The organism is Actinoplanes sp. NPDC020271, assembly GCF_044388125.1.
Taxonomy (GTDB): Bacteria; Actinomycetota; Actinomycetes; order Mycobacteriales; family Micromonosporaceae; genus Actinoplanes.
In genome coordinates this window covers 267,598-289,788 of sequence record NZ_JBIRWQ010000002.1, presented here as the reverse complement: position 1 = coordinate 289,788, position 22,191 = coordinate 267,598, and the positions used below count along the sequence as shown (strand labels likewise).

Sequence of the window (22,191 nt, the reverse complement as noted above, 5' to 3'; positions counted from 1 at the left end):
CCCGATCGACAATGCCAGGCAGGCGCAGGGCGGACCGATCGACAATGGCAAGCAGTTGCCGGACGGCCCGATCGACAATGGCAGGCACGCGCAGGGCGGACCGATCGGAAGTGTCGAGCAGGCGCCGGGCGAGCCGATCGGCGGTGGCGGGCGGCGGCCCGTCCGGCTGGCGATCGTGGACGACGACCCGCTCGTGCGGGCCGGGTTGCAGATCCTGGTCGGCGGCGCGCCGGACATCGAGGTGGTGGCCGAGGCGGGGGACGGCGACCAGGCGGTCCGGGTCGCCGAGGCGCACTGGCCGGACGTGATGCTGATGGACGTGCGGATGCCGCGGGTGGACGGATTGGTCGCCACCCGGCGCATCCGGGAGCGGGCGAACGCGCCGCAGGTGATCATGTTGACCACGTTCGACGCGGACGACTACGTGCTGGAGTCGTTGCGCGGCGGGGCCAGTGGATATCTGCTCAAGGACACACCGCCACGGGAGATCCTGGCGGCGGTGCGGACCGTGGCCTCGGGCCGGGCCATCCTCTCCCCCAGCGCGATCCGGCGGCTGATCGATCACGTGGCCGATCCGGCCGCGAGCACCCGGCGGGCCAGGGCCCAGGCGCGGCTGACCGCGCTCACCGACCGGGAGACCGAGGTGGCGGTGCTGGTCGGCCGGGGGTATTCGAACGCGGAGATCGCCACGGAACTCGGGATGAGCCTGCCCACGGCGAAGGGACACGTCTCCCGGCTGCTGACCAAGCTCGACCTGAACAACCGGGTGCAGATCGCGCTGCTGGTCCACGACGCGGAGCTCCTGTGACCCGTCGGCCGACCCGGGGTCAGCCCTGAAGGTGCCGGAGCACCGCGGCGGTGGTGCGCTCCTGGTCGCCAGTGGCCAGCAGGTCGATCAGCGCGCCGCGGAGGAGGGCGAGCAAGGCGGTGCGACAGGCCAGGCCTTCCGTGGTGTCGCGCTCGGATTCGGGCTGGGCGGCGGCGAGCACGCCGAGCCAGTCGGTGACCGTGGTGGCGGCGAAATCGGCCCACGGGCCGGTGGGGTCGAGCAGCGATCGGGCGTAGGCCTCCAGCCACAGGACCAGCAGCGGACGGTGAGCGGGGTCGCTCAGCCAGGACCAGATCCGCTCCCCCGCCGCCGGGAGGCCGGCCGGTGGCGGCGCCTGGTCCCGGAGGCGGTGGAGCAGGTCCAGTTCGTCCTCCCGGGCGCGGGCCAGCAACGCCCGGACCAGGCCCTCCTTGCTGCCGAAGAGGAACAGCAGGACCCGGGGGCTGGAGCCGATCTCCGCGGCGAGGGGGCGCAGCGACAGCTCGGTGAGGCCGTTGCGGCGGACGTAGGCGTAGGCGAGTTCGAGAAGCTCGGTCCGGCGCGCCGAGGGTGCTGTCGTGGTGTCGGCCATCGGGCTAGTATCCGACTGAAACGAGTGTTTCAGTTATGGAGGCGGTGTGATGAACGTGATGATCCGGCAACTCGGGCAGCCGGGCGATCTGGGCTGGGTGGTGCAGGCGCACGGCGAGATCTACGCCGAGGAGTACGGGTGGGACACCAGCTTCGAGGCACTGGTCGCGCGGATCGTCGCGGACTACGCCGCCGGGCACGATCCGGCGCGGGAAGCGGGGTGGATCGCGGAGGCGGGCGGGCAGCGGGTCGGGAGCGTGCTCTGCGTGGCCGGGGACGACCGGGGCACCGCGGTGCTGCGGGTGCTACTGGTGCATCCGTCGGCCCGGGGGTTCGGGCTGGGCGGGCGGCTGGTCGACGAGTGCCTGGCGTTCGCGGTGGCGGCAGGCTATGAACGGATGCGGTTGTGGACGACGGATCCGCTGGTGGGGGCACGGCACGTGTACGTGCGGCGCGGGTTCGAGCTCATCAAGGAGGAGCCGCAGCGGGTGTTCGGGGCGGATCTGGTGGGGCAGACGTATCTGCGGGAGTTCATGCCGGTCGGCGCCGAGGCGTGAGGGGCCGCCGGACGATCGCGGGTGCCGCGAGCCCCGGGCCATCAAGGCGCAGCGCGACCGGCGACCGCGCCGGACGGTCCGGTCGGGTGCCCCGTGTCGGGCGGTTGGAGCCGCCCGAGGCCGGGTTCGGTGAGCGTGAGGTCACCGCGGTGAGGTCCCCGCGAGCCGCACAACCGGGCCGGCGCCGGGGCCGAGGTGGCGCGCGGTTCCGGCGTACCCGCAGAAAGCCCAGGCCCGAGGAGCCTGGTGGCTACCTCGGGCCTGTGACTTGCTACCGCTCGGCCCGTCAGGGCTGGTGAGCGGTCACCACGAATTCGGTTTTCAGCAACCGCCGAGGCCGAAGAGGCCGCCGCCGTTGCCGCCGCTCGCGATGCCGTTCAGGTTGATCAGGCCGATCTGGGTGTTGCGCTGGGCGATCGACGTGTTGCAGTCGTTGCCGAAGCCGTTCGCGAAGCCGTTGCCGCCGTAGCCGTAGCCGACCGGGTAGCCGACCGGGACCGGCACCGGGTACCAGCTGTCGCCGGCGGCCTGGCCGTAGCCGGAGGCGTGACCGGTGGCGTGCACCGACGCAGCGCTGGCGTGCTTCTTGCAGTGGGAGCCGGCCGCAGCGGCGGGCCCGGCGGCGAGGGCGAGGCTCGCGCCGGTGGCCAGGAAGAGGCCGGCAGCGTACATAGCCGGACGACGCATGATGGTTCCTTTCGGACGTTGGTTTGACCTCCGAAAGCATGTCGCGCCGACGCCCAGAATGCACGGATTTCCACCGAATAACACCAGAAGGCGCGCTATTTCAGCGAAGTGCCCACAGCTATCCTGACCTGGGACTAAGGTTCGAAGCGGCGAGCTGTCACCCCGGCGGGAACGACAGCGGGGCGGCCCGAATCGGACCGCCCCGCCGCAGACAACCAGATGTCAGAGCCGGACCCCGAGAAGAGCGTCGACCGTCCGCGCCATCAGCGCCGGAGCCTCCGCGTCGTCGCCGGCACCGGACAGGGTCGCCTCGGCCCACGCGTCGACGACCGCCAGCGCCGCGGGAGCGTCCAGGTCGTTGGAGAGCGCCTCGCGCACGGCGTCCAGCAGGCCGGCCCCGGACGGGCCCGACGGCGCTGCCGCCGCCTCACGCCAGCGGGAAAGGCGCTGCTCACCGGTCTTGCGGACCTCGTCGGTCCACTCCCGGTCGCTCCGGTACTGCCCGGAGAGCAGACCGAGCCGGACCGCCATCGGGTCCACCCCGTCGGCGCGCAGGCGGGACACGAAGACCAGGTTGCCCTTGGACTTCGACATCTTCTCGCCCTCGAGCCCGATCATGCCGGCGTGCACGTAGTGCCGCGCGAACGGCTCGGCGCCGGTCAGGACCTCGGCGTGCGCGGCGGAACACTCGTGGTGCGGGTAGAGCAGGTCACTGCCGCCGCCCTGGACGTCGATCGTGTCGCCGAGCAGGTTCAGCGCGATGGTCGCGCACTCGATGTGCCAGCCCGGGCGACCGGGGCCGAGGTCGCCCCCGTCCCACACCGGCTCACCGTCCCGGGCGCCGCGCCACAGCAGCGGGTCGAGCGGGTCACGCTTGCCGGCCCGGGCCGGGTCGCCGCCACGCTCGGCGGAGAGCTCGGTCATCTCCAGGCGGGACAGGTTCGACTCGTACCCCCAGTGCGGCGCAGCCGTGATGTCGAAGTACACATCCCCGGTGCCGTCGTCGAGACGGTACGCCGCGCCCTTGGCGACCAGCTCACGCACGTGCTCGACGATCGACGGGATCGACTCGACCGCACCCACGTAGTGCGCCGGCGGGATGATCCGCAGCGCCTCCATGTCCTCCCGGAAGAGCGCCGTCTCGCGCATCGCCAGCACCACCCAGTCCTCACCGTCGCGCTCGGCGCGCTCCAGCAGCGGGTCGTCGATGTCGGTCACGTTCTGCACGTAGGTCACGGTGCGGCCGGCATCCCGCCACAGGCGGTTGACCAGGTCGAACGCGATCATCGTGGCGGCGTGGCCGAGGTGGGTGGCGTCGTAGGGCGTGATGCCGCAGACATACATCGTCGCGGTGTCGCCCGGCGCGACCGGCTGCACCGACCGGCGCGCCGAGTCGTAGAGCTTCAGCGTGGGGGCATCCCCCGGCAGAGTCGGCACGTCATGCCCGGTCCAAGCGTCCATGTTCGGAGCCTATCCAGCACTTGTCACACAGACTCCGGGGCGTGACCTAAACCTCTGGATCAGCCGGATGGCGACGCCGGAGAAACCTGCTCGGCGGGGCTTGACTCTGCCCCTGGGGCAGAGCTCAGGCTGGTGCCTGGCGGAAGAGAAGCGACAGGCAAGCGAGAGGGAAAGGGAATCAGATGGGAGGCCACGGAATGGCCGGCCAGTCGGTCGGCGGTTTGGGGAACCGCCCGGCCCGCAGCAGCCGCTTCACCCGTAACCCGACGTGCTGCACCTCGGAGAGCGTGAGGTGTTCCCCGAGCTCCTCGCCCAACGCGCCACCCAGCTCGGCGCGGAGCGACTCGAGGACGGCGACCGCTTCGTCCGGCAGGGGCTTGCCGGTCCAGCCCCACAGGACGGTGCGCAGCTTGTTCTCCACGTGGAAGCTGACGCCGTGGTCGACGCCGTGGACGGCGCCCGTGGCGGGGTAAAGCACGTGGCCGCCCTTGCGGTCGGCGTTGTTGATCACGGCGTCGAAGACCGCGAGGCGGGCCAGCCGCGGGTCGTCGGCGTGGGCGAGGGCGAACGCGTCGCCGTCGTCGTCGCGGGCCGCGGCCACCGAGAACCAGCCCTGCGGCACGTCGTAGGCCGGGACGAACCCGATCAGGCCCTCGGCCGCCTCCGGCTCGTCGATCCAGAGCTGCACCGCACCCGGCCCGAGCGGCCCGTCCCGCAGGATCGTCGGCGGGACCAGGCCCCACCCGGTCGCGCGGGACACCAGAAACGCCGAGACCTCGCGGCCGGCGAGCGTCCCGTCCGGGAAGTCCCACAGCGGGCGCTCGCCGCGCACCGGCTTGTAGACACAACGCCGGGTCACCCCGCTCAGCGTGATCTCGGCGCGCAGCGTGGTGTTGGAGGCGTCGACCAGGCGACCCTCGATCTCGATCGCACCGCGCCCCAGCAACTCCAGGGCGGCAGCCTCGGTGAGCACCTCGGTAGGCTCGGCTGTCACCGGTGGTAACCGTTGTGCCGGGGGCAGAGGTGACCGCCGGGGTCGAGCGGCTGCCCGCACAGCGGGCACGGGGGGCGGCCGGCCGCCACCACGCGACGGGCCCGGTCGATGAACGCCCTGGTCGCCTCGGGAGTCAGCCGGACCCGGAGACGATCGAGGTCGTCGTCGGGCTCGTCGTCCTCGTCATCGTCCTCGACGTCGTCGTCGGCCAGCGGGTCGCCGGAGATCTCGACCTCGGCCTCCCCGGCCTCGATCGCCTCGATCACCACCGTGGCGGTGTCGACGTCGAAGGCCAGCCCCAGCGTCCCGACCCGGAACTCCTCGTCGACCGGGGTGTCCAGCGGCTCGTTGTCGTGCACCGCCAGCAGCGGCGCCTCCGGCAGCGTCACACCGAACCGCTTGTTCGCCTCGAGCAGCAGCTCCTCGAGCTTCTCGGCGAGCAGCGACACCTGAACCTTCTCCAGGGCGACGCTGACGACCCGGCCGCCACCGCGTGCCTGGAGGAAGAAAGTCCGGTCCCCGGGCTCGCCCACCGTCCCGGCGACGAACCGCTCGGGCGGCTCGAAGGCATGCACTTGGTGGGTCATGGAGCCAACCCTATCCACCCACGGCCGTCATCGCGCGGCCCGACGACCCCGGTTCGCCCTGGGCGCAACTGGGTGCACGCAGCGACCATGTGGCGATCACGGAGGGTCGTCAGACGCCGCCTCCGGCGCCCCCGCCGACGGCCGCGTCGCTGCTCTCGGCCGGCTTTTCCCCGGCCGATTTCTTCGGTACGAGCGAGGCCAGCTCACCCGTGTCGTTCACCCGGACGAGGAACGGCCGCGTCGGGGTGTACCGGATCACCGTGATCGATGCCGGGTCCGCGACGATCCGCTGGAACTGGTCGAGGTGCAGTCCCATCGCGTCGGCCACGATGGCCTTGATCACATCGCCGTGGCTGCAGGCGAGCCAGATCGCCTCCGGCCCGTGCTCGGCGGCGACCTTCTCGTCCCAGGCGCGGACCGCGGCGATCCCGCGCGCGGACATCGACGCCATCGACTCGCCGCCGGGGAACGTCACGGCGCTCGGGTGCTGCTGGACGACCGGCCAGAGCGGCTCCTTGGCGAGCTCCTTGAGCGGGCGGCCTTCCCACTCGCCGTACCCGCACTCGATCAGCCCGTCGTCGAGCACCGGCTCGGCCCCGGGCAGGGCCAGCCCGACCGTCTGCCGGCAGCGGATCAGTGGACTGGAGACGACCGCGGCCAGCGGGATCCCGGCGAGCCGCTCGGCGACCCGGGCGGCCTGGGCGCGACCGGTCTCGTCGAGCTCGACGGGCAGACGACCGGCCAGTTCACCGGTCGCGTTGGCGGTGGTCCGGCCGTGCCGCAGGAGAAGAACGGTCGCCACTAGCGGGCCACGCCGGACTCGTCGTACGCCTGGGCGACCACGCGCAGCGTCTCCAGGCCGGACTGCAGATCGCCGACGTACGGGCTGATCGACAACGTGCCGACGCCGGCCGCGGCGTACTCCTTGATCCGCTTCGTGATCCGGGCCTTGTCACCGATGATCGAGGTCCGTTCGATGAACTCCTGCGGCACGGCCTCGGCCGCCTCGGCGACCTGCTTGTTGAGGTACAGGTCCTGGACTTTCCTGGCCTCGTCGGCGTAGCCCATCCGTACCGCCAATTGGTTGTAGAAATTCTGCTCGCGGCTGCCCATGCCGCCGATGTAGAGCGCCGCATACCACCGGACGACGTCGGCGCAGGCCGCGACGTCGTCGCCGACCACGACCGGCACGCTGGGTGCGACGTCGAAACCGGTCAGCCCCTGACCGTGCTTGGCGCGACCGGCCGCGATGTGCCGCAGCTGGTCGTCGGCGGCGTCCGGGGCGAAGAAGATCGCCAGCCAGCCGTCCGCGATCTCGCCGGCCAGCTCCAGGTTCTTCGGGCCGACCGCGGCCAGGTAGATCGGGATCTCGGTGCGCGGCGGGTGGAAGCCGAGCTTGATCGCCTTGCCGGCGCCGCCGGGCAGCGGCAGCTGGTAGTGCTCGCCGTCGAACTGCACCCGGTCACGGCGCAGCGCCATCTTGACGATGTCGACATATTCCCTGGTACGAGCGAGCGGCTTGGCGAACTTGACGCCGTGCCAGCCCTCGGAGACCTGCGGGCCGGAGACGCCGAGCCCGAGCCGGAACCGGCTGCCGGAGAGCGTGTCCAGGGTCGCCGCGGTCATCGCGGTCATCGCCGGGGTCCGTGCCGGGATCTGCAGCACGGCCGAGCCGAGATCGATCCTCTCCGTCTGGCCGGCGATCCAGGCCAGCATGCTCACCGTGTCCGACCCGTAGGCCTCGGCGGCCCAGACCACCGAGTAGCCGAGCCGGTCGGCCTCCTGGGCCATGGCGAGATGGTCGGCCGGCGTGCTCCACGCCGTCTGATAGCCGAGGCTGAGTCCGAGCCGCACTGCCCTGCCCTCCCGAGATCATCAGAGTCCGGCACAAGCCTACTGATGGGAAGCCGTCACGTTTCCGTCCGGTAACCGACGCACCCTGCCGAGCCGGAGGATTTCTTTGTCGACCAGGTCTGAATAAGGTTCACTACATGCACCAGCGACCGCTCGGCCGAAGCGGGCTAGCGGTCTCGCGGCTCGCGCTCGGCACCATGACCTGGGGACGCGACACCGACCCCGACGACGCGGCCGAGCAGATGAAGCTGTTCCTCGAAGCGGGCGGCACTCTGATCGACACCGCCGACGTGTACGGCAACGGCGACGCCGAGGCGGTGATCGGCTCCCTGCTCGACCATCTCGTCCCCCGCGACGAGGTGGTGATCGCCACCAAGGCCGGCCTCACCCCGCACGGCTGGCGGGCGCGCGACGGTTCCCGGGGCAACCTGCTGCGCTCACTGGACGCGTCGCTGCGCCGGCTCGGCACCGACTACGTGGACCTGTGGCAGGTGCACGGCTACGACGGGCAGACCCCGTTCGAGGAGACGCTGTCCGCGCTCGACCACGCGGTGAGCAGCGGCAAGGTGCGCTACGTCGGGGTGTCCAACTTCGCCGCGTGGCAGACCGCGCGGGCGGCGACCTGGCAGTCGGCGTACCCGAACCGCGCCCCGATCGTCGCCGCCCAGATGGAGTACTCGCTGCTGGAACGCGGCATCGAACGCGAAGTGCTGCCGGCCGCGGCCGCGCTCGGCTTCGGTGTGCTCGCCTGGTCACCGCTCGCCCGGGGCGTGCTCACCGGGAAGTACCGCAACGGGCGGCCGCTCGACTCGCGGGCCGCGTCCGAGCACTACGCGCCGTTCGTGCAGACCTATCTGGAGCCGCGCAGCTCCAGCATCGTCGAGGCGGTCGTCATCGCCGCCGGTGGCCTCGGCGTGTCGCCGCTGGAGGTGGCGCTCGCCTGGGTCCGCGACCGGCCCGGGCTGGCCGCGGTCATCCTCGGCGCCCGCACTGCCGGGCAGTTGCAGGGCGCGCTGCGCAGCGAGGAGCTGACGTTGCCGGCGGAGATCGCGTTCGCGCTGGAGGACGTGTCGGCGATCGACGTCGGCTACCCGGAGCGCGAGGGCACCGGCGACCCGCACGGCGCGATCTGAACCGGCGCGGGGTCTCAAGAAATCCGGAGTACGCCGTCCCGGTCGGTGTCCGGGACCCGTCCGAGCATCGAACCCTATCGGCATCCGGCATCGAGCCGGCGCGACTCAGGTTCACCTCCGTTGCCGAAGGCAGGTCGATGAGCACCCCCCGTTGCCCACCAGCCGCTGCTCCCTCACCTCGCCGGCATTCGTCCGGGCAAGGACGGTGAGCCGTCCCTCCGCGCGGTCGCCTCGCGCGGCCGGCACAGCCGATGCCCGGCCGGGGCCGCACGCAGAAGGGACCGCCCCGAGACCGTTGCTCTCCGGACCCGCGAGGCCGCGAGCCGGCCCACCGCCGGCGATCCGCGGTGACCGTCGGGCTCCGCCGGCGGCTCGCGTTCCCTTTCGTCGTCTTCACGCCGATGCTGCTCGCCGCGGCGGCCGGCGGCCTCCGGCTCCACTGGGACGTCGACAGCCCGGCGCGACGCGCTGACCGATTTCAGGTGGCTGATGCTCCGGATCGCGGTCGGCATCAGCGTCTCGATCGGCGCCGGCCGGAGAGGGCAGTCCGTCCCCTGGCCGCGGACGGGAGCCGTCGCTCTGTTCGTCGCGTTCACCACCGGCGTCGCCTGGGTGCGGACCACGTTCCGACGAGCGGGACGCAACGGTTGTGACGAGGGTTTCAACCGGCGGAAGGGCTGGTGCCGCGCTCGCGACCGGGGGCATATTGGATCGCATGGACTACGAATACGCCCCGCTGCGGTTGCCGTCGAATGTCGATCGTCTGACCGCCGCGGCGCGGCTCGCGATTCAGGCCGAGTTCTCCGGGTGGGAGCTCGCCCGGGTCCAGCTCTTCGCGGACGGCAGCCGCAAGGTGATGCTCCGCCGCCGGATCCAGCCGACTCCCCAGCCCGGCCTGAGTTACTGAGAAAGCCCGCTCGCGAGCGGGCTTTCTGCTTTGAGGGCGACCACCACGCGTTGCGCCCGTCGTCGCCGAGTGTGCCGAAATCGGCTAGCGCAGCGTGGTCGATCTCGGTGCCCTCGGCGACGACCTGAAGGGGCGCGACGCCGCCGAGCGCAGCGAGGCCATCAAGGATGCTGGTGACCGGCGTGGTCGTCTTCCTCGTCGGGCAGGAACGGGTGCTCGTCGAGACGGCCGACGAGCTGGTCGCCCTCGGCCGGCGCGAACGGCCCGGACCCGTCGGCGTCGTCGAACGCCTCCAGGTCCAGCGGCTCCTCGACCTCGGTCACGGTGAGCAGCCCGTCGAGCGGCTCGAGCTCCGGCACGTCCAGCGACGAGAGTGAGCCGTCGCCGGCCTGGAGCAGTTCCAGCACCGCTTCGCCGACGGATTCGACCGGGCCGACCTCCTCGTCCTCGGGGACGGAGCTGCGGCGGGCGGTCTCCGCGACCTTCAGCAGGGCGGAGACGCTGGGCACCCGGTAGTCGCGGCGCTGCCGGACCGAGATGACCTGCGGGTACGGGTCACCGGCCCCGCCGTCGGCCGCCTGGTCGGCGAGGAAGCGCTGGTCGGCCTCGTCGGGGTCGATCGACTCGACGTCCCACGGCGTGACCTCGCCGAAGGCGTCGAGCAGCTTCTCGTCGTACGCGAAAGAGGCGTTGTTGAGGTCGACGTACGCCTGCCAGACGTCGTCGTCGTCGATGCGACCCGCGGCCGCCTTGACGGCGGCGAGGTGCGCCCGCGCCGCCTCCACCACCCGCTCGAGGGCGGCGTCCAGCTCGGCGTTCTGGTCACTCATGTTGTCTGGGGGTCCTTCCGGATCTAACTGTTCCGTAGCAAACGGTCGAGAACACGCACGCCGAACTTTAGACCCTCCACGGGCACTCGCTCGTCGATGCCGTGGAACAGGGCGGCGAAGTTCAGGTCGGGCGGAAGTTGCAACGGGGCGAACCCGAAGCATCGGATGCCGAGGGTGCTGAACGCCTTCGCGTCGGTTCCACCGGACATCAGGTACGGCACAGTACGCGCCCCCGGGTCCTCGGCCCGCAGCGCCGCGCCCATCGCCTCGACGAGTGGCCCGCCGAACTCGGTCTCCACGGCCGGCTGCCGGTGCACGTGTTCGATCTCCACGTCGGGCCCGATGATGTCCCGCAACTCGGCCAGGAACGACTCGGCCTCGCCGGGCAGGGTCCGGCAGTCGATGGTGGCGGACGCCTTGCCGGGGATGACGTTGTCCTTGTACCCGGCTTCGAGGCGGGTCGGGTTGGCCGTGTTACGGATGGTCGCGCCGATCAGGTTGGCGATCGGGCCGAGCTTGGCGATGGCCAGTTCCGGGTCGTCCGGGTCGAGGTCGATGTGCAGGGCTTCGCTGATCTGTTCGAGGAAGGCCCGCACGGTCGGGGTGACGACGACCGGGAAGCGGTGCCGGCCGACCGCCGCGACCGCCTCGGCGAGCGCGGTGACCGCGTTGTCGTCGTGGATGAACGAGCCGTGGCCGGGCCGCCCGGAGGCGTGCAGGCGCAGCCAGTCGAGGCCCTTCTCGGCGGTCTGGACCAGGTAGAGGCGCAGGTTGTCGTTGACGGTGTACGAGTACCCGCCGACCTCCCCGATCGCCTCGGTCGCCCCTTCGAACTCCGCCGCGTGGTTCTGCACGAGCCACTGCGAGCCGTACTCCATCCCGGCCTCCTCGTCGGCGGTGTACGCCAGCACGATGTCGCGGGGCGGCACGTACCCGGTGCGGTGCCAGTCGCGGACGACGGCGAGCACCATCGCGTCGAAGTCCTTCATGTCGACCGCGCCGCGGCCCCACAGGTACCCGTCCTTGATCTCGCCGGAGAACGGGTCGACCGACCATTCGCGCTTGTCGGCCGGGACCACGTCGAGGTGGCCGTGGACCAGCAGCGCGCCGCGCGAGCGGTCGGCGCCGGGGATCCGGGCGACCAGGTTGGCGCGCGTGGGGGCCGACTCCAGGAGGCGGGACTCGATGCCGGCGTCGGCGAGTTTCTCGGCCACGTACTCGGCGGCGACCCGCTCACCCACGGTGGTCCGCGGGTCTCCGGTGTTGGTGGTGTCGATGCGCAGCAGGTCCTGGCAGAGGCCGACGACCTCGTCCACGGCGGAGGTGTTCATCCGCCCTTCTTACCAGTTGGTTGTCAACGGCGTTTGAGAGCAACGGCATACCGGGTACCCGCGCGGTCATGTCTGACGTGAATCTTCCCCCGCTCCCGCCGGTCGAAGGCGCCGTGTCCGGGCGCAACGTCGTCGATGTCCTGGACGAGCAGCACCGTGAGATCCTCGGCCTGCTCTCCGGCGACATGTCCGACAAGGCGCACGAGGTGCTGATCGCCACCCTCTCCCGGCACCTCTCGGCCGAGGAGCAGTACCTGTACCCCGCGGTCCGCACCGCCGTCCCGGACGGTGACCGGATCGCCGACCGTGAGCTGGCCGAGGATCGCGAGCTGCTGAAGCTGATGCAGGACCGGTCGCGTCTGGACGAGCTGGGCGCGGCCGTGCACCGGCACGTCGACGCGGACCGCAGCGAGCTCTTCCCGCTGCTGATGCAGATGGTCCCGGCGGACGACATGATCCGCCTGGGCAACCGCGTCGAGACCGCCCAGGAGGCCGCGCCGACCCGCCCGCACCTGTCCACTCCGGTCACGCCGCCGTGGAACAAGGTGGTCGACCCGCTCGTCGGCATGGTCGACAAGCTGCGGGACGTGGCGACCGGACGGACGACGTACGCGCGCAATCTGTAAACAGGCGTTGACTTAATTACCGTTTAGTCGGGAACGTCCCGCTACTTAACCGGTTTGTCACAAACTACCGATCTTCGCACACGTTTCAGGGCTAGCCTTCGATACGTTTCTAGTCCTAACGTCACGCTATGAACCTGGAGCTGCGGCATCTGAAGGTGGTCTGCGCCATCGCGGAGACCGGCAGCGTCACCAAGGCCGCGTCACAACTCGGCCTGGCCCAACCGGCACTGACGGCCCAACTGCAGCGGATCGAGCGCACGCTCGGCGGCCCGCTCTTCGACCGGGACCGGCGCGGCGCCCGGCCCACGGCCCTCGGTGAGCTGGTGCTGTCCCGGGCCCGGGTGCTGCTGCCGGCCATGAAGGGTCTGCAGGACGAGGCGCTGCGACTGGCCGCCGGCGGCACGTCCCGGATGTCGCGGTACCGGATGGGCGCGATCGGCGGGCCGGTCTTCGCCCACCTGCTGCACCGGCTCTCCGCCGCCCAGCCCGACTCGCAGATCTCGACCTACGCCTCGTACTCCGTCGACGAGCTCGCCACCATGGCGTTCAACGGCAAGCTGGACTTCGTCCAGGTCGGGGTCTGCGGCGACGCCCTGCCCTCGGCCGACTTCGGCCTGGTCTGGGACACCATTGCCGTCGACGCGGTGTGCGTGCTGATGCCCGAGGACCATCCGCAGGCCAAGGGCACCGAGGTCGACCTGGCCGAGCTCGCCGCCGAGCAGTGGTCGGCCGCCCCCGGCGACGGCTGCTTCGAGACCTGCTTCGCCGCCGCCTGCGCCCGGGCCGGCTTCGCCCCGCGCCGCGTCCTGGAGACCGACGTCCGCGCCTGCATCGACATGGTCGAACTGGGCGTCGCGATCGGCCTGTGCCAGCCCACGTTCCGCCCGCCGGCCGGCCTGGCCACCCGCCCGCTGAAGGGCGCCCCGCTGCGCTGGCGCCTGATCCTCGGCTGGCACCCCGACTCCCCCGCCGCCCGATCCGCCCCGAAGGTCCTGGAGCTCGCCCGCGACGCCTACCAGGAGGTCATCTCCCGCAACGAGGACTACGTCGCCTGGACCCAGGACCACCCCAACCTCGGTGGCACCCACCTGGCCGCAGCCTGAAACCCAAAGTCAAATCCTCATGTCCCCCGTCCGCTGTGGTCGCCGACCGTCGCTCCCGCGGGGACCCTTCCGGGCCGAGCAGGGGCGCGGGGCGCCCCTGAACGCTCAGCCCTCCAGGGCGACCTCCGTGGGTGGGCACGGTCAGAGCACAAGACCCGTCCGCCCGTGGCGAACGCCGCCCGGGCGCAGAAAGACGGCGCCGGGCACGAAGCCCGGCGCCGTCACCACGATCACCTCATCGGGAGCTGAGTGACGCCGACGCGATGTCGAACGTCAACGCCCCGTCCCGCGCGTCCACCCGCACCGTCTGCCCGGGCGCCAGATCCGCCGCGAGCAGCAGCTTCGACAGCCGGTTGTCCAGCTCGCGCTGGATGGTCCGGCGCAGGGGCCGCGCCCCGAACTCGGGCTGGTACCCCCGGTCCGACAGCCAGTCCACCGCCGCCGTCGTGATCTCCAGCGTCACGTCCTGGGCGTGCAGCCGGCGCCGGGTCGACTCCAGCAGCATCTCGGTGACCTTCCGGAGCTGATCGGTCTCCAGCTGCCGGAAGATGATGATCTCGTCGATCCGGTTGATGAACTCGGGCCGCAGCTGCTCCTTGAGCCGCCGGTCGATCCGGTCCCGCAGCTCGTCCTCCGGGGACCGGCCGTTCTCCGCCCCACCGAACCCGACGCTGCGGGTCGTCCCGCTGATCAGGTCCGAGCCGAGGTTGCTCGTCATGATCAGGACAGTGTTCTTGAAGCTGACCGTCCGCCCCTGGCTGTCGGTCAGACGCCCGTCGTCGAGCACCTGCAGCAGGAGGTTGAACACGTCCGGGTGCGCCTTCTCGATCTCGTCGAGCAGCACCACACTGTACGGCCGCCGCCGCACCGCCTCGGTCAGCTGCCCCGCCTCGTCGTAGCCGACGTATCCGGGCGGCGCCCCGACCAGGCGCGACACCGTGTGCCGCTCCTGGAACTCGCTCATGTCGAGCCGGATCATCCGGTCGGCGTCCCCGAACAGCGCCTCGGCGAGCGAACGCGCCAGCTCGGTCTTGCCGACCCCGGTCGGGCCGAGGAACAGGAAGCTGCCCACCGGCCGGTCCGGGTCGCCCAGCCCGGCGCGGGAGCGGCGAACCGCCTCGGCGACCGCGCTGACCGCGTCCTCCTGACCGATGACGTGCTCGTGCAGGTGCTGCTCGAGCCGGAGCAGACGGTCGCGCTCGGCCTCGGTCAGCTGCGCCACCGGAATCCCCGTGGCGCGGGAGACGACCTCGGCGATGTCGGCCTCGGTGACCCGCGGCACCCCGTCGGCGCCCGCCCCGGCCCCGGCGATCTGCGCCTTCAGCTCGTTGATCCGGTCCCGCAGCTGCGACGCGACCTCGTAGTTCTCCGCGTGCACGGCCTGGTCCCGGTCCCGCGAGAGCTGCTCCAACTGGCGCTCCTGCTCGCGCAGGTTGGCGTCGGGCGTCTTCACGCGCAGCCGCACCCGGGCGCCGGCCTGGTCGATCAGGTCGATCGCCTTGTCCGGCAGGAACCGGTCGGTGATGTAGCGGTCGGACAGCACCGCCGCGGCGTCCAGCGCCTCGTCGGTGATCCGCACCTGGTGGTGCGCCTCGTAGTTGTCGCGCAGCCCGCGCAGGATCGCGACCGCGTCCTCCACCGTCGGCTCGCCGACCAGCACCGGCTGGAACCGCCGGGCCAGGGCCGCGTCCTTCTCGATGTGCTTGCGGTACTCGTCGAGGGTGGTCGCGCCGATCACCCGCAGCTGCCCACGGGCCAGGGCCGGCTTGAGCATGTTGCCGGCGTCCATCCCGCCGCCCTCGCCGCCGCCACCGGCGCCGACCAGGGTGTGGATCTCGTCGAGGAAGACGATCAGGCCGTCGCCGGACGCCTGGATCTCGTCGATCACCTTGCGCAGGCGCTCCTCGAAGTCACCGCGGTAGCGCGTGCCGGCCACCAGCCCGGCCAGGTCCAGCTGGATGACCCGCTTGTCCTGCAGGGGCAGCGGCACCTCGCCGTCCACGATCCGCTGGGCCAGGCCCTCGACGATCGCGGTCTTGCCGACGCCGGCCTCACCGATCAGGACCGGGTTGTTCTTGGTCCGCCGGGACAGGATCTCGACGGCCTGCTCGATCTCGTCGGCCCGGCCGATCACCGGGTCGATCTCGCCGCGCCGGGCCACCTCGGTCAGGTCCACGCCGAACTGCTCCAGCGTCGGCGTCGCCGCGTTGCTGCCGCGCCCGCCACCCCGGGAGCCGCCCTGGCCACCACCGTTCGGGCCGGCCGGGGTCTCCGGGTTCGGGATCGCCCGGGGGTCGAGGCGGCCGGCCAGCAGCCGCCCGGCGGCCGAGTCGGTGTTCAGGCCCAGCGCCATCAGGATGTGCTCCGGCCCGATGTAGGAGGCGCCCACCGCCCGGGAGATCTGCAGGCTGTCCAGCAGCGCGCGCTTGGCCGCCGGGGTCAGCGCGACCTGCTCGGGGTGGTCACCGCGGGCGGGCGCGCCCATGTCGGCCCGCCGGTTCGCCGCGGCGGCGCGCGACGCGTCCTGGCCGGCGTTCAGCCGCGTGTCCAGCTCACCGAGCAGGACCTGCGGGTCGGTGCCGGCCCGGCGCACGGTCTGCTTCATCGGCTCCTGCTGCAGGACGGCCCAGAGCAGGTGGTCGGTGTCCAGGTCGGCGAGTGCACCGTCGCCGGCCCCCTGGTCCGCGGCCCGCCGGGCGGCGTCGGCCAGCACCTGGCGTGCGTCGTTGCTCATGTAGCGGGCGATGTCGATGCGCTGCGACGCCCGGCGCGGCTCGGCCGCACCGAAGAAGCGCGCGAACAGGTCGTCCCACTGACCGGGGCCACCCGGCCCCAACGGTCCGATGCTCATCAGTCTCTCTTCCCCTGGTACTCCAGCGGCGGCCGAATACCCGCCACCGACTGGTAGAAGCGCGTGAGGCGGGTCGGTGATTCCCGGATTCCGCAAAAAGTTGACAGGGGTAGGCTCAACTTCATGTCCGACCCCCTGACGCCGTCCTTCCGGGAACCCGCTTTTCCCGAAGCCGTGCCCACGTCACCGGAGTCCCCGTTTCAGGGAGCCACATCACAGGCGGCCGTGTCCGGTGAACCGGAGTCTCCGCCCTTGATCATCGTGGACGGGGCCAACGTGGTCGGCTCGGTTCCGGACGGCTGGTGGCGCGACCGGGCCGGCGCCGCGATCCGCCTGCGGGACCGTCTGGCCGCGTTGCCGGCCACCGGGCTGGGCGGCATCCCGGCGCCGGTCGAGGTCGTCCTGGTGGTCGAGGGCAAGGCCCGGGACATCCCGCACGGCCCGCCCGGGGTGCGCGTCGAGCGCGCCCCGGCCTCCGCTTCCGGGGACGACAAGATCATCGATTTGGTACGGGGCGAGCCCCGCCCCCGCCGCATCGTCGTCGTCACCGCCGACCGGGGCCTGCGTGATCGCGCCGTGGCCCTGGGCGCCGAGATTCTCGGCCCGTCCGCAGTCCCCCGCACCTAGCCCCCGCGCCCCCACGGACCGGCCGCCCGACTCCCGTGACGACGGCGCCCCGCTCGGCCCGGGGCCGCGGCCGCAGCGGGAGTGCCGCCCCCGGCCGGCCCGCACCGTTGTCATGAGGCACGGACAACCACGGTCAGCACCAGCCGCGAGTGCGGACCGCGCCGGGGCCGGGCACGTGCGGGGCTCGCGGGCTCCGGGTGGCGGGGACGGGTTTGTTGCTCTGAGCTCGACCCGCCACGGAGGTCGCCCTGGAGGGCTGAGCGTTCTGGGCGCCCCGCGCCCTGCTCGGCCCGGAAGGGTCCCCGCGGGAGCGGCGGAGGGCGACCACGGCGGACGTGGGACATGAGGATTTTGATCTTGATTGTGGGTAAGAGGGGGGCGGGGGCCGGCGACCGGGCAAAAGGTGGCATGATCCACAATGGACGTGCCGGGAAATCGCGCTCCACCTGGGCGATCACCGCTGTCGATCGTCGGACTGGGGGTGCGTCTTTTTGCTCCGGGTTGCGCGAAAAGGCGCGGCCGAGGCGAGCGGGAACCGGCGTGGGCGTTACGCTGGAGTCGCTAGTGGGTTGAGTTACAGGAGGCCGAACGAGTGGCCAGTGTCGCCGAGCTCAGAGCGGCCGTGGACGCCGCTGTCCAGCAGGTGAACGAGGGGCAGGCGGCGATACAGGCAGCTCGGGAGAAACTCGGCGAGGCTCAGCAGAGTCTGGCCGCGGCGCTGGAGGGTGGCGCGCACGAGGCCGTCGGCACTGCTCAGGCCTCGCTCTCCCAGGCTGACCAGCAGCTCGAGGAGTGCTTCAGCGCTACCCAGGTCGCGATCGAGGCCGCCCAGAACTACACGGCAATGCTCTGACGCGATGTCAGTTCTGGAAGAACTCGGCGCCCGGCTCCGGGCCGCCTCCGACGAGTTGCCCGACGGGCTGGTCGTCAAGGCCATGGAGAAACTGCGCGCCGCCACCGAGCTGCTGAACTGGGTGCGTGAGGCGTCCGAGCAGAAGATCGGCGTCCCCGAGCTGGGCAACGCGACCGAGCACGCCGAGCGGGCGGCCGCCGCGCTGCGCATCGCGGAGGACGCGATCGAGGCCTACCTGGCCGTGCTCGGCCTCGGCGGTGTGCCCGGCGCGCCCCGGGGGCAGGAGTGGCGGGAGTCGGTGCGGCCCGACGAGCCGCGGGCGCCCGCCGAGTCCGGCGCACCGCCGGAGACCCCGGAACGTCTCGGCCCGTGGTGGCAGGCGCGGGTCGCCGAGCTGACCGGTGAGCCGGCGCCGGCCGAGAGCGGCGAGCAGCGGCCGGAGACCACCGACACCGCGGAACTGCTGCGCCGGGTCGCGGCCGGCGTCCGGGCCGGTGACCGCGCCCGCCTCGGCCGGGAGCTGCACGGCGTGAACGCGGCGACCGGGCTCGGGCTGTCCGCGATGACGCCGCCGGTGCTGCACCGGCTCGCCGGTGACCTGCTCGGCCACGAGCCGCGCCCGGAGGACGTGCCGCGACTGCGCAGTGCCGCCGAGGGGCGGGTCCGGTCGCTGCTGCCCGGCACTTCCCCGGCGGTGCTGGAGACGCTGATCGAGCGGATCTGCCGGGTGCCGGCGACCGATCAGGGCGAGCGCCCGGCCGCGCATCCGGCCGACAGCGCGGTGACCTCGAGTGTGCTGACCGGGGTGCTGCTGGCCCGGCTCGGGCGGGACGCGGAAGCGCTCGACCCGGCCGCGCCGGAACCCGTACGTCCTCGTGAAGAGGCCGGTGAGCAGCGCTGATGACCGCACGCGGCAGGGCAACGACGACGATTCCGGCGGGCCATGACTGAGTCCACGAAACAGCAGGTCGTGGAGATTCGCACCGGGCTGTCCCACGCGCTCGGCGCCGCGGAGAACGCTCTCGGCGATGCCGAGCGTGAGGCGGCCGCCGCGACCTCCCGCTGGGAACGGATCCGCGCCGCGGCGCGGAGCCGGGAACAGAAGCTGGCCGCGGCTCGCGACGAGCGGCTGCGGTCCGTCGACGAGTGGCACGGCACCGAGCTGGGCGCCCTGGCCGGGGCCGCGGCCGGGGCGGCCGACCGGGCGGCGCCCGGGGCGGCCGGCGAGCCGTGGCACTCCTGGGAGCCGGGCCCGCTGACGAAAGCGGCCGAGCTGCGGATCGGGCGGCTGCTGCTGCCGTCCGGCGCGGCCCCGCCGCCCCCGCCCGAGCCGTCCCGCCCCTGGTCGTGGGAGGACGAACCGGCCCCGGCCCCGGAAGCGCCCGAGGTGCCGGCGCTGGTCCCGTTGCTGGACCAAGGGCACGTCGTGGTGCAGGGCGACCGGAAACTCGGCGACGACGTGGTGGCCGGGCTGCTGCTGCGGGCGCTCGGCACGAGCCTGCCGGGCACGGTGCAGGTGACCGGGTACGACCCGGAGCACCTCGGCGGCGGGCTGGCCGGGTTCGCCGCGCTCGCCCCGGCCCGGGTGCTGACGTTCGTCGCGCCGAACGGGCTGACGACGCTCCTCGACGACCTGGTCGGGCACGTCCGGCGGATCAACGAGACGGTGCTGGCCGGGGAGTACTCGTCGCTGCGCGAACTGCACGCGGTGACCAAGCGGCGGCCGGAGCCGTGGCGGGTCGCGGTGCTGCTCGGCGCGGGCGAGCTCAACCGGCACGAGCGCACCCAGCTGGAACGGCTGCTGCGGACGGGCGCGGCCTGCGGCGTCCACCTGATCGTGCACGGACTGCGGGTGGACCCGGGGCCGGGGATCGAGTGCGTCACCGCCGTCCCCGGCGACGACGCGCGCATGAGCAGCGGTGGTGACCTGCCGATCCGGCTCGACCCGGGCCCGCCGCCGGCCGTGCTCACCGCCACGTGCCGGCAGATCGCCGAGGCGGTCGCGGCCGGTCCCGCCCCGGTCGCGCTGGACAGTCTGCTGCCCGACCCGAGCGAGGAGTGGCGGGAGAGCTCGGCGAACGGGCTGACCGCGCCGCTCGGCGACAGCCCGCAGGGCACCCGGGTGCAGGTGACGCTCAGCGACTACCCGCCGCACGCGCTGATCGCGGGGCCGTCCGGCACCGGCAAGACCAACCTGCTCTACGCGTGGATGGGGGCCTTGGCCGCCCGCTACTCCCCGGCCGAGCTGGCGTTCTACCTGCTCGACTTCAAGGAGGGCGTGTCGTTCGCCCGCTTCGCGCCCGGCCGCCGGGACCAGAGCTGGCTGCCGCACGTCCGGCTGGTCGGGGTGAACGTCAACACCGACCGCGAGTTCGGCCTCGCCCTGCTCCGGTTCCTCGGCGCCGAACTGCGACGCCGGGCCGACGCGGCGAAACAGCACGAGGTCACCAACCTGGCGGAGCTGCGCGCGGAAGACCCGGAAGGTGTGTGGCCGCGGATCGTCGCGGTCGTCGACGAGTTCCAGGTGCTGCTGGCCGGGCGCGACGCGGTCACCACCGAAGCCGTCGACCTGCTGGAGGACCTGGCCCGGCGCGGCCGCTCCCAGGGCATCCACCTGATCCTGGCCAGCCAGGACATCTCCGGCATCGAGGCACTGTGGGGCCGTCCGGCGCTGGTCGCCCAGTTCACGCTCCGGATCGCGCTGCCCCGGGCCCGGCGGGTGCTCGCCGAGCAGAACACCGCGGCCGAGTCGCTCCCCCGCTACCACGCCGTGGTCAACTCCGACTCCGGGGCGACCGACGCGAACCAAGTCGTCCGGGTGCCGGCCGCCGGCGACCGCGAACAGTGGAACACGCTGCAGCACCGGCTGTGGCGCCGGCTGCCCCCGGGCGAGCTGCCGCCCCGGCTCTTCGACGGCGACGGGCAACCCAAACTCGACAACAGCCCCGACTTCCGGGCGCTGGTCGCCGAGGACTCGCCCGCCCCCGTGGCGCTGCTCGGCGAGACCATCGACGTCATGTCCCGCTCCGCGCGGACCGTGCTGCGCCGCGCGCCCGGACGCAACCTGGCCGTGCTCGGCACCCGCGTCGAGGAGGCCTGCTCGGTGCTGGCCACCGCCGGGCGGTCGCTGTCGGCCCAGTTCGGGCGGGACGGGGCGCGCTTCTCCATCGCCTGCTTCGACCCGGACGCACGAGCCGCCGCCGAGGCGCTGCACGCCCGGATCCCGGACTGCGGATGGTACGACGCGTCGAACGTCGACTGGCTCCTGGAGGACGCGGCCGCCGAATCGACCGCGGCGTGGCCCGCCGACCGGCCACACTTCATCTTCCTGTACGCCGCGGACGCGCTCCCCGGCGGCAAGGCCACGCTCGACCACCTGCGAACCGTGCTGCGGCAAGGCCCGGAACGGCGGCTGCACGTGCTCGGCTGGTGGCGTGGGGCCGGGCTGCTGCGCGACACGCTCGGCGGGCCGGGGTCGCGCACCGACCCGATCGGGGCGTGGGTGGCGCTGGACGTGCACGGGAGCGAGCTGGCGCCGTACTACCCGGGGACCGGGGCGCCGAACTGGTATCCGCGGCCGTGGCGGGCGCTCCACTTCGACCGTTCGGTGCACCGCGGCGCCGAGGTGATCATTCCGTACGGGGTGTCATGAGCGACCGTGTTCAACGCGGCGACACGGAAGGGGCGGCATGAGCGATCTCGAACGATCCGACTTCGACCGGGCCGACTACCGGACCGTGCTGCGCCGGCTCACCACGCTCGACCAGCGGGCCGCCCGGCTGCGCGCCGAGGCCGAGCAGTGGCACACCGAGCAGCGGGCCATCGCCGACGAGGCGGTGCGGGAAGCCGAGACGCGGGTCCGGGCCGCCCGCCAGACGGTCAAGAAGGCGCGGCGCGACCTGGAGGAGGTCGACGCGCGGGCGGCCGGGCTCTGGGCCGACTACGTGCACCGGGTCGGAGCGGTCGCCGAACGCTTCGGGAAACTGCCACCGGCCAGCATCCCGCGCCAGCGCGCCGACGAACGGCCTCCCGAGGAATACCTGGCCGAGGTCGAGAAACGGATCAAGTGGACGCCGCCGGCCCGCCCCATCACGCTCGGCGTCAAGGTGCTCTTCGTGATCTTCGGGCTGGTCGGCGGGATCCTCGGCGCGATCGGCAACCAGGTGCTGCGCGAGACCGGCGCGGCGGCGATCGGTGACTGGCACGAGGCCGCGCCGGTCGTGGCACTGCTGGTGCTGCTCGCCTGCCCCGTCCTCGCGGTGGTCGCGGCGAAACTCGTCGCCGACCGGCGCAAGACGGCGCTTGACACCTCGGCCGTGGTGACCGTGCTCGGCACCGGACTGGTGACGGCGATGCTGCTGTTCACCGCGGTTCAGTACGCCGGTCCCTGA

At 72.4% G+C, this 22,191-nt stretch carries 21 protein-coding genes; 11 read left to right on the top strand and 10 right to left on the bottom strand.

The features are described 5' to 3' along the window. Nucleotides 1–103 precede the first annotated feature (103 nt). Nucleotides 104–808 carry a response regulator gene (locus ACH442_RS05025; RefSeq protein WP_396337076.1) on the top strand — a complete coding sequence of 235 codons (705 nt, stop codon included), beginning with the start codon at nt 104–106 and terminating at the stop codon, nt 806–808. 19 nt (nt 809–827) lie between these two features. Here ACH442_RS05025 and ACH442_RS05020 read toward each other — a convergent pair whose 3' ends face one another. Continuing rightward, nucleotides 828–1,400, bottom strand: a complete 573-nt coding sequence (locus ACH442_RS05020) for a TetR/AcrR family transcriptional regulator (protein WP_396121272.1) — start codon at nt 1,398–1,400, stop codon at nt 828–830. Between the two features lie 49 nt (nt 1,401–1,449). Here ACH442_RS05020 and ACH442_RS05015 point away from each other — a divergent pair, with 49 nt between their 5' ends. Next, nucleotides 1,450–1,956 carry a GNAT family N-acetyltransferase gene (locus ACH442_RS05015; protein ID WP_396121271.1) on the top strand — a complete coding sequence of 169 codons (507 nt, stop codon included), beginning with the start codon at nt 1,450–1,452 and terminating at the stop codon, nt 1,954–1,956. Nucleotides 1,957–2,277: 321 nt separating this feature from the next. Here the strand turns inward: ACH442_RS05015 and ACH442_RS05010 are convergent, their stop codons facing one another. The 6 genes from ACH442_RS05010 to ACH442_RS04985 form a co-directional block, all read right to left on the bottom strand. Beyond that, complete coding sequence (locus ACH442_RS05010) at nt 2,278–2,643, bottom strand: hypothetical protein (RefSeq protein WP_396121270.1); 366 nt, start codon at nt 2,641–2,643, stop codon at nt 2,278–2,280. 222 nt (nt 2,644–2,865) lie between these two features. Next, on the bottom strand, nt 2,866–4,104 hold the full coding sequence (mshC, locus tag ACH442_RS05005) for a cysteine--1-D-myo-inosityl 2-amino-2-deoxy-alpha-D-glucopyranoside ligase (protein ID WP_396121269.1): 1,239 nt from the start codon (nt 4,102–4,104) through the stop codon (nt 2,866–2,868). 178 nt (nt 4,105–4,282) lie between these two features. Further along, entirely contained in the window at nt 4,283–5,098 is an 816-nt protein-coding gene (locus tag ACH442_RS05000) for an SCO1664 family protein (RefSeq protein WP_396121268.1), read from the bottom strand. Beyond that, on the bottom strand, nt 5,095–5,685 hold the full coding sequence (locus ACH442_RS04995; RefSeq protein ID WP_396121267.1) for a DUF3090 domain-containing protein: 591 nt from the start codon (nt 5,683–5,685) through the stop codon (nt 5,095–5,097). Before ACH442_RS04995 ends, ACH442_RS05000 begins: the two co-directional genes overlap by 4 nt. A 109-nt stretch (nt 5,686–5,794) precedes the next feature. Next, entirely contained in the window at nt 5,795–6,487 is a 693-nt protein-coding gene (locus tag ACH442_RS04990) for a histidine phosphatase family protein (RefSeq protein WP_396121266.1), read from the bottom strand. Next, nucleotides 6,487–7,539, bottom strand: a complete 1,053-nt coding sequence (locus tag ACH442_RS04985; protein WP_396121265.1) for an LLM class F420-dependent oxidoreductase — start codon at nt 7,537–7,539, stop codon at nt 6,487–6,489. The genes ACH442_RS04990 and ACH442_RS04985 overlap by 1 nt, the downstream gene beginning before the upstream one ends. Nucleotides 7,540–7,676: 137 nt before the next feature. Between ACH442_RS04985 and ACH442_RS04980 the strand changes: the two genes are divergently transcribed. Next, complete coding sequence (locus ACH442_RS04980) at nt 7,677–8,672, top strand: aldo/keto reductase (protein WP_396121264.1); 996 nt, start codon at nt 7,677–7,679, stop codon at nt 8,670–8,672. 715 nt (nt 8,673–9,387) lie between these two features. Continuing rightward, nucleotides 9,388–9,579: a DUF5703 family protein gene (locus ACH442_RS04975; protein ID WP_203379912.1), complete on the top strand. Its 192-nt coding sequence runs from the start codon at nt 9,388–9,390 to the stop codon at nt 9,577–9,579. A 161-nt stretch (nt 9,580–9,740) separates the two neighbouring features. Here ACH442_RS04975 and ACH442_RS04970 read toward each other — a convergent pair whose 3' ends face one another. Next, the gene (locus tag ACH442_RS04970; protein ID WP_396121263.1) at nt 9,741–10,409 is read right to left on the bottom strand and encodes a hypothetical protein; all 669 of its coding nucleotides are present in this window, start codon (nt 10,407–10,409) and stop codon (nt 9,741–9,743) included. 23 nt (nt 10,410–10,432) lie between these two features. Next, on the bottom strand, nt 10,433–11,740 hold the full coding sequence (locus ACH442_RS04965) for a M20/M25/M40 family metallo-hydrolase (protein WP_396121262.1): 1,308 nt from the start codon (nt 11,738–11,740) through the stop codon (nt 10,433–10,435). Between the two features lie 68 nt (nt 11,741–11,808). Between ACH442_RS04965 and ACH442_RS04960 the strand changes: the two genes are divergently transcribed. Together ACH442_RS04960 and ACH442_RS04955 are read left to right on the top strand one after the other, a co-directional pair. Then, nucleotides 11,809–12,366, top strand: coding sequence for a hemerythrin domain-containing protein (locus ACH442_RS04960; RefSeq protein ID WP_396121261.1), 558 nt, complete (start codon nt 11,809–11,811; stop codon nt 12,364–12,366). Between the two features lie 128 nt (nt 12,367–12,494). Next, nucleotides 12,495–13,469 (top strand): LysR family transcriptional regulator, encoded by a 975-nt coding sequence (locus ACH442_RS04955; RefSeq protein ID WP_396121260.1) that lies wholly within the window; start codon nt 12,495–12,497, stop codon nt 13,467–13,469. A 235-nt stretch (nt 13,470–13,704) separates the two neighbouring features. On the opposite strand, the gene ACH442_RS04950 is transcribed toward ACH442_RS04955, so the two are convergent. After that, nucleotides 13,705–16,305, bottom strand: a complete 2,601-nt coding sequence (locus tag ACH442_RS04950) for an ATP-dependent Clp protease ATP-binding subunit (RefSeq protein WP_396337075.1) — start codon at nt 16,303–16,305, stop codon at nt 13,705–13,707. 267 nt (nt 16,306–16,572) lie between these two features. On the opposite strand from ACH442_RS04950, the gene ACH442_RS04945 reads away from it, so the two are divergent. From ACH442_RS04945 to ACH442_RS04925, 5 genes are all read left to right on the top strand, one after another. Beyond that, complete coding sequence (locus ACH442_RS04945; protein WP_396121259.1) at nt 16,573–16,947, top strand: hypothetical protein; 375 nt, start codon at nt 16,573–16,575, stop codon at nt 16,945–16,947. 592 nt (nt 16,948–17,539) lie between these two features. Beyond that, nucleotides 17,540–17,800, top strand: coding sequence for a hypothetical protein (locus tag ACH442_RS04940; protein ID WP_203738241.1), 261 nt, complete (start codon nt 17,540–17,542; stop codon nt 17,798–17,800). Nucleotides 17,801–17,804: 4 nt separating this feature from the next. Next, a complete protein-coding gene (locus tag ACH442_RS04935; protein ID WP_396121258.1) occupies nt 17,805–18,701 on the top strand; it encodes a hypothetical protein in 897 nt (298 codons plus the stop codon). Nucleotides 18,702–18,743: 42 nt separating this feature from the next. Continuing rightward, nucleotides 18,744–21,452, top strand: coding sequence for an FtsK/SpoIIIE domain-containing protein (locus tag ACH442_RS04930; protein WP_396121257.1), 2,709 nt, complete (start codon nt 18,744–18,746; stop codon nt 21,450–21,452). 37 nt (nt 21,453–21,489) lie between these two features. Beyond that, nucleotides 21,490–22,191: a hypothetical protein gene (locus ACH442_RS04925; protein ID WP_396121256.1), complete on the top strand. Its 702-nt coding sequence runs from the start codon at nt 21,490–21,492 to the stop codon at nt 22,189–22,191.

Coding starts and splice junctions, on each gene's coding strand:
- ACH442_RS05020 (WP_396121272.1), bottom strand. CDS start 1,400: ATGGCCGACACCACGACAGCACCCTCGGCGCGCCGGACCGAGCTTCTC.
- ACH442_RS04980 (WP_396121264.1), top strand. CDS start 7,677: ATGCACCAGCGACCGCTCGGCCGAAGCGGGCTAGCGGTCTCGCGGCTC.
- ACH442_RS05015 (WP_396121271.1), top strand. CDS start 1,450: ATGAACGTGATGATCCGGCAACTCGGGCAGCCGGGCGATCTGGGCTGG.
- ACH442_RS04995 (WP_396121267.1), bottom strand. CDS start 5,685: ATGACCCACCAAGTGCATGCCTTCGAGCCGCCCGAGCGGTTCGTCGCC.
- mshC (WP_396121269.1), bottom strand. CDS start 4,104: ATGGACGCTTGGACCGGGCATGACGTGCCGACTCTGCCGGGGGATGCC.
- ACH442_RS04970 (WP_396121263.1), bottom strand. CDS start 10,409: ATGAGTGACCAGAACGCCGAGCTGGACGCCGCCCTCGAGCGGGTGGTG.
- ACH442_RS04975 (WP_203379912.1), top strand. CDS start 9,388: ATGGACTACGAATACGCCCCGCTGCGGTTGCCGTCGAATGTCGATCGT.
- ACH442_RS05010 (WP_396121270.1), bottom strand. CDS start 2,643: ATGCGTCGTCCGGCTATGTACGCTGCCGGCCTCTTCCTGGCCACCGGC.
- ACH442_RS04955 (WP_396121260.1), top strand. CDS start 12,495: ATGAACCTGGAGCTGCGGCATCTGAAGGTGGTCTGCGCCATCGCGGAG.
- ACH442_RS04930 (WP_396121257.1), top strand. CDS start 18,744: ATGACTGAGTCCACGAAACAGCAGGTCGTGGAGATTCGCACCGGGCTG.
- ACH442_RS04935 (WP_396121258.1), top strand. CDS start 17,805: ATGTCAGTTCTGGAAGAACTCGGCGCCCGGCTCCGGGCCGCCTCCGAC.
- ACH442_RS04925 (WP_396121256.1), top strand. CDS start 21,490: ATGAGCGATCTCGAACGATCCGACTTCGACCGGGCCGACTACCGGACC.
- ACH442_RS04960 (WP_396121261.1), top strand. CDS start 11,809: ATGTCTGACGTGAATCTTCCCCCGCTCCCGCCGGTCGAAGGCGCCGTG.
- ACH442_RS04965 (WP_396121262.1), bottom strand. CDS start 11,740: ATGAACACCTCCGCCGTGGACGAGGTCGTCGGCCTCTGCCAGGACCTG.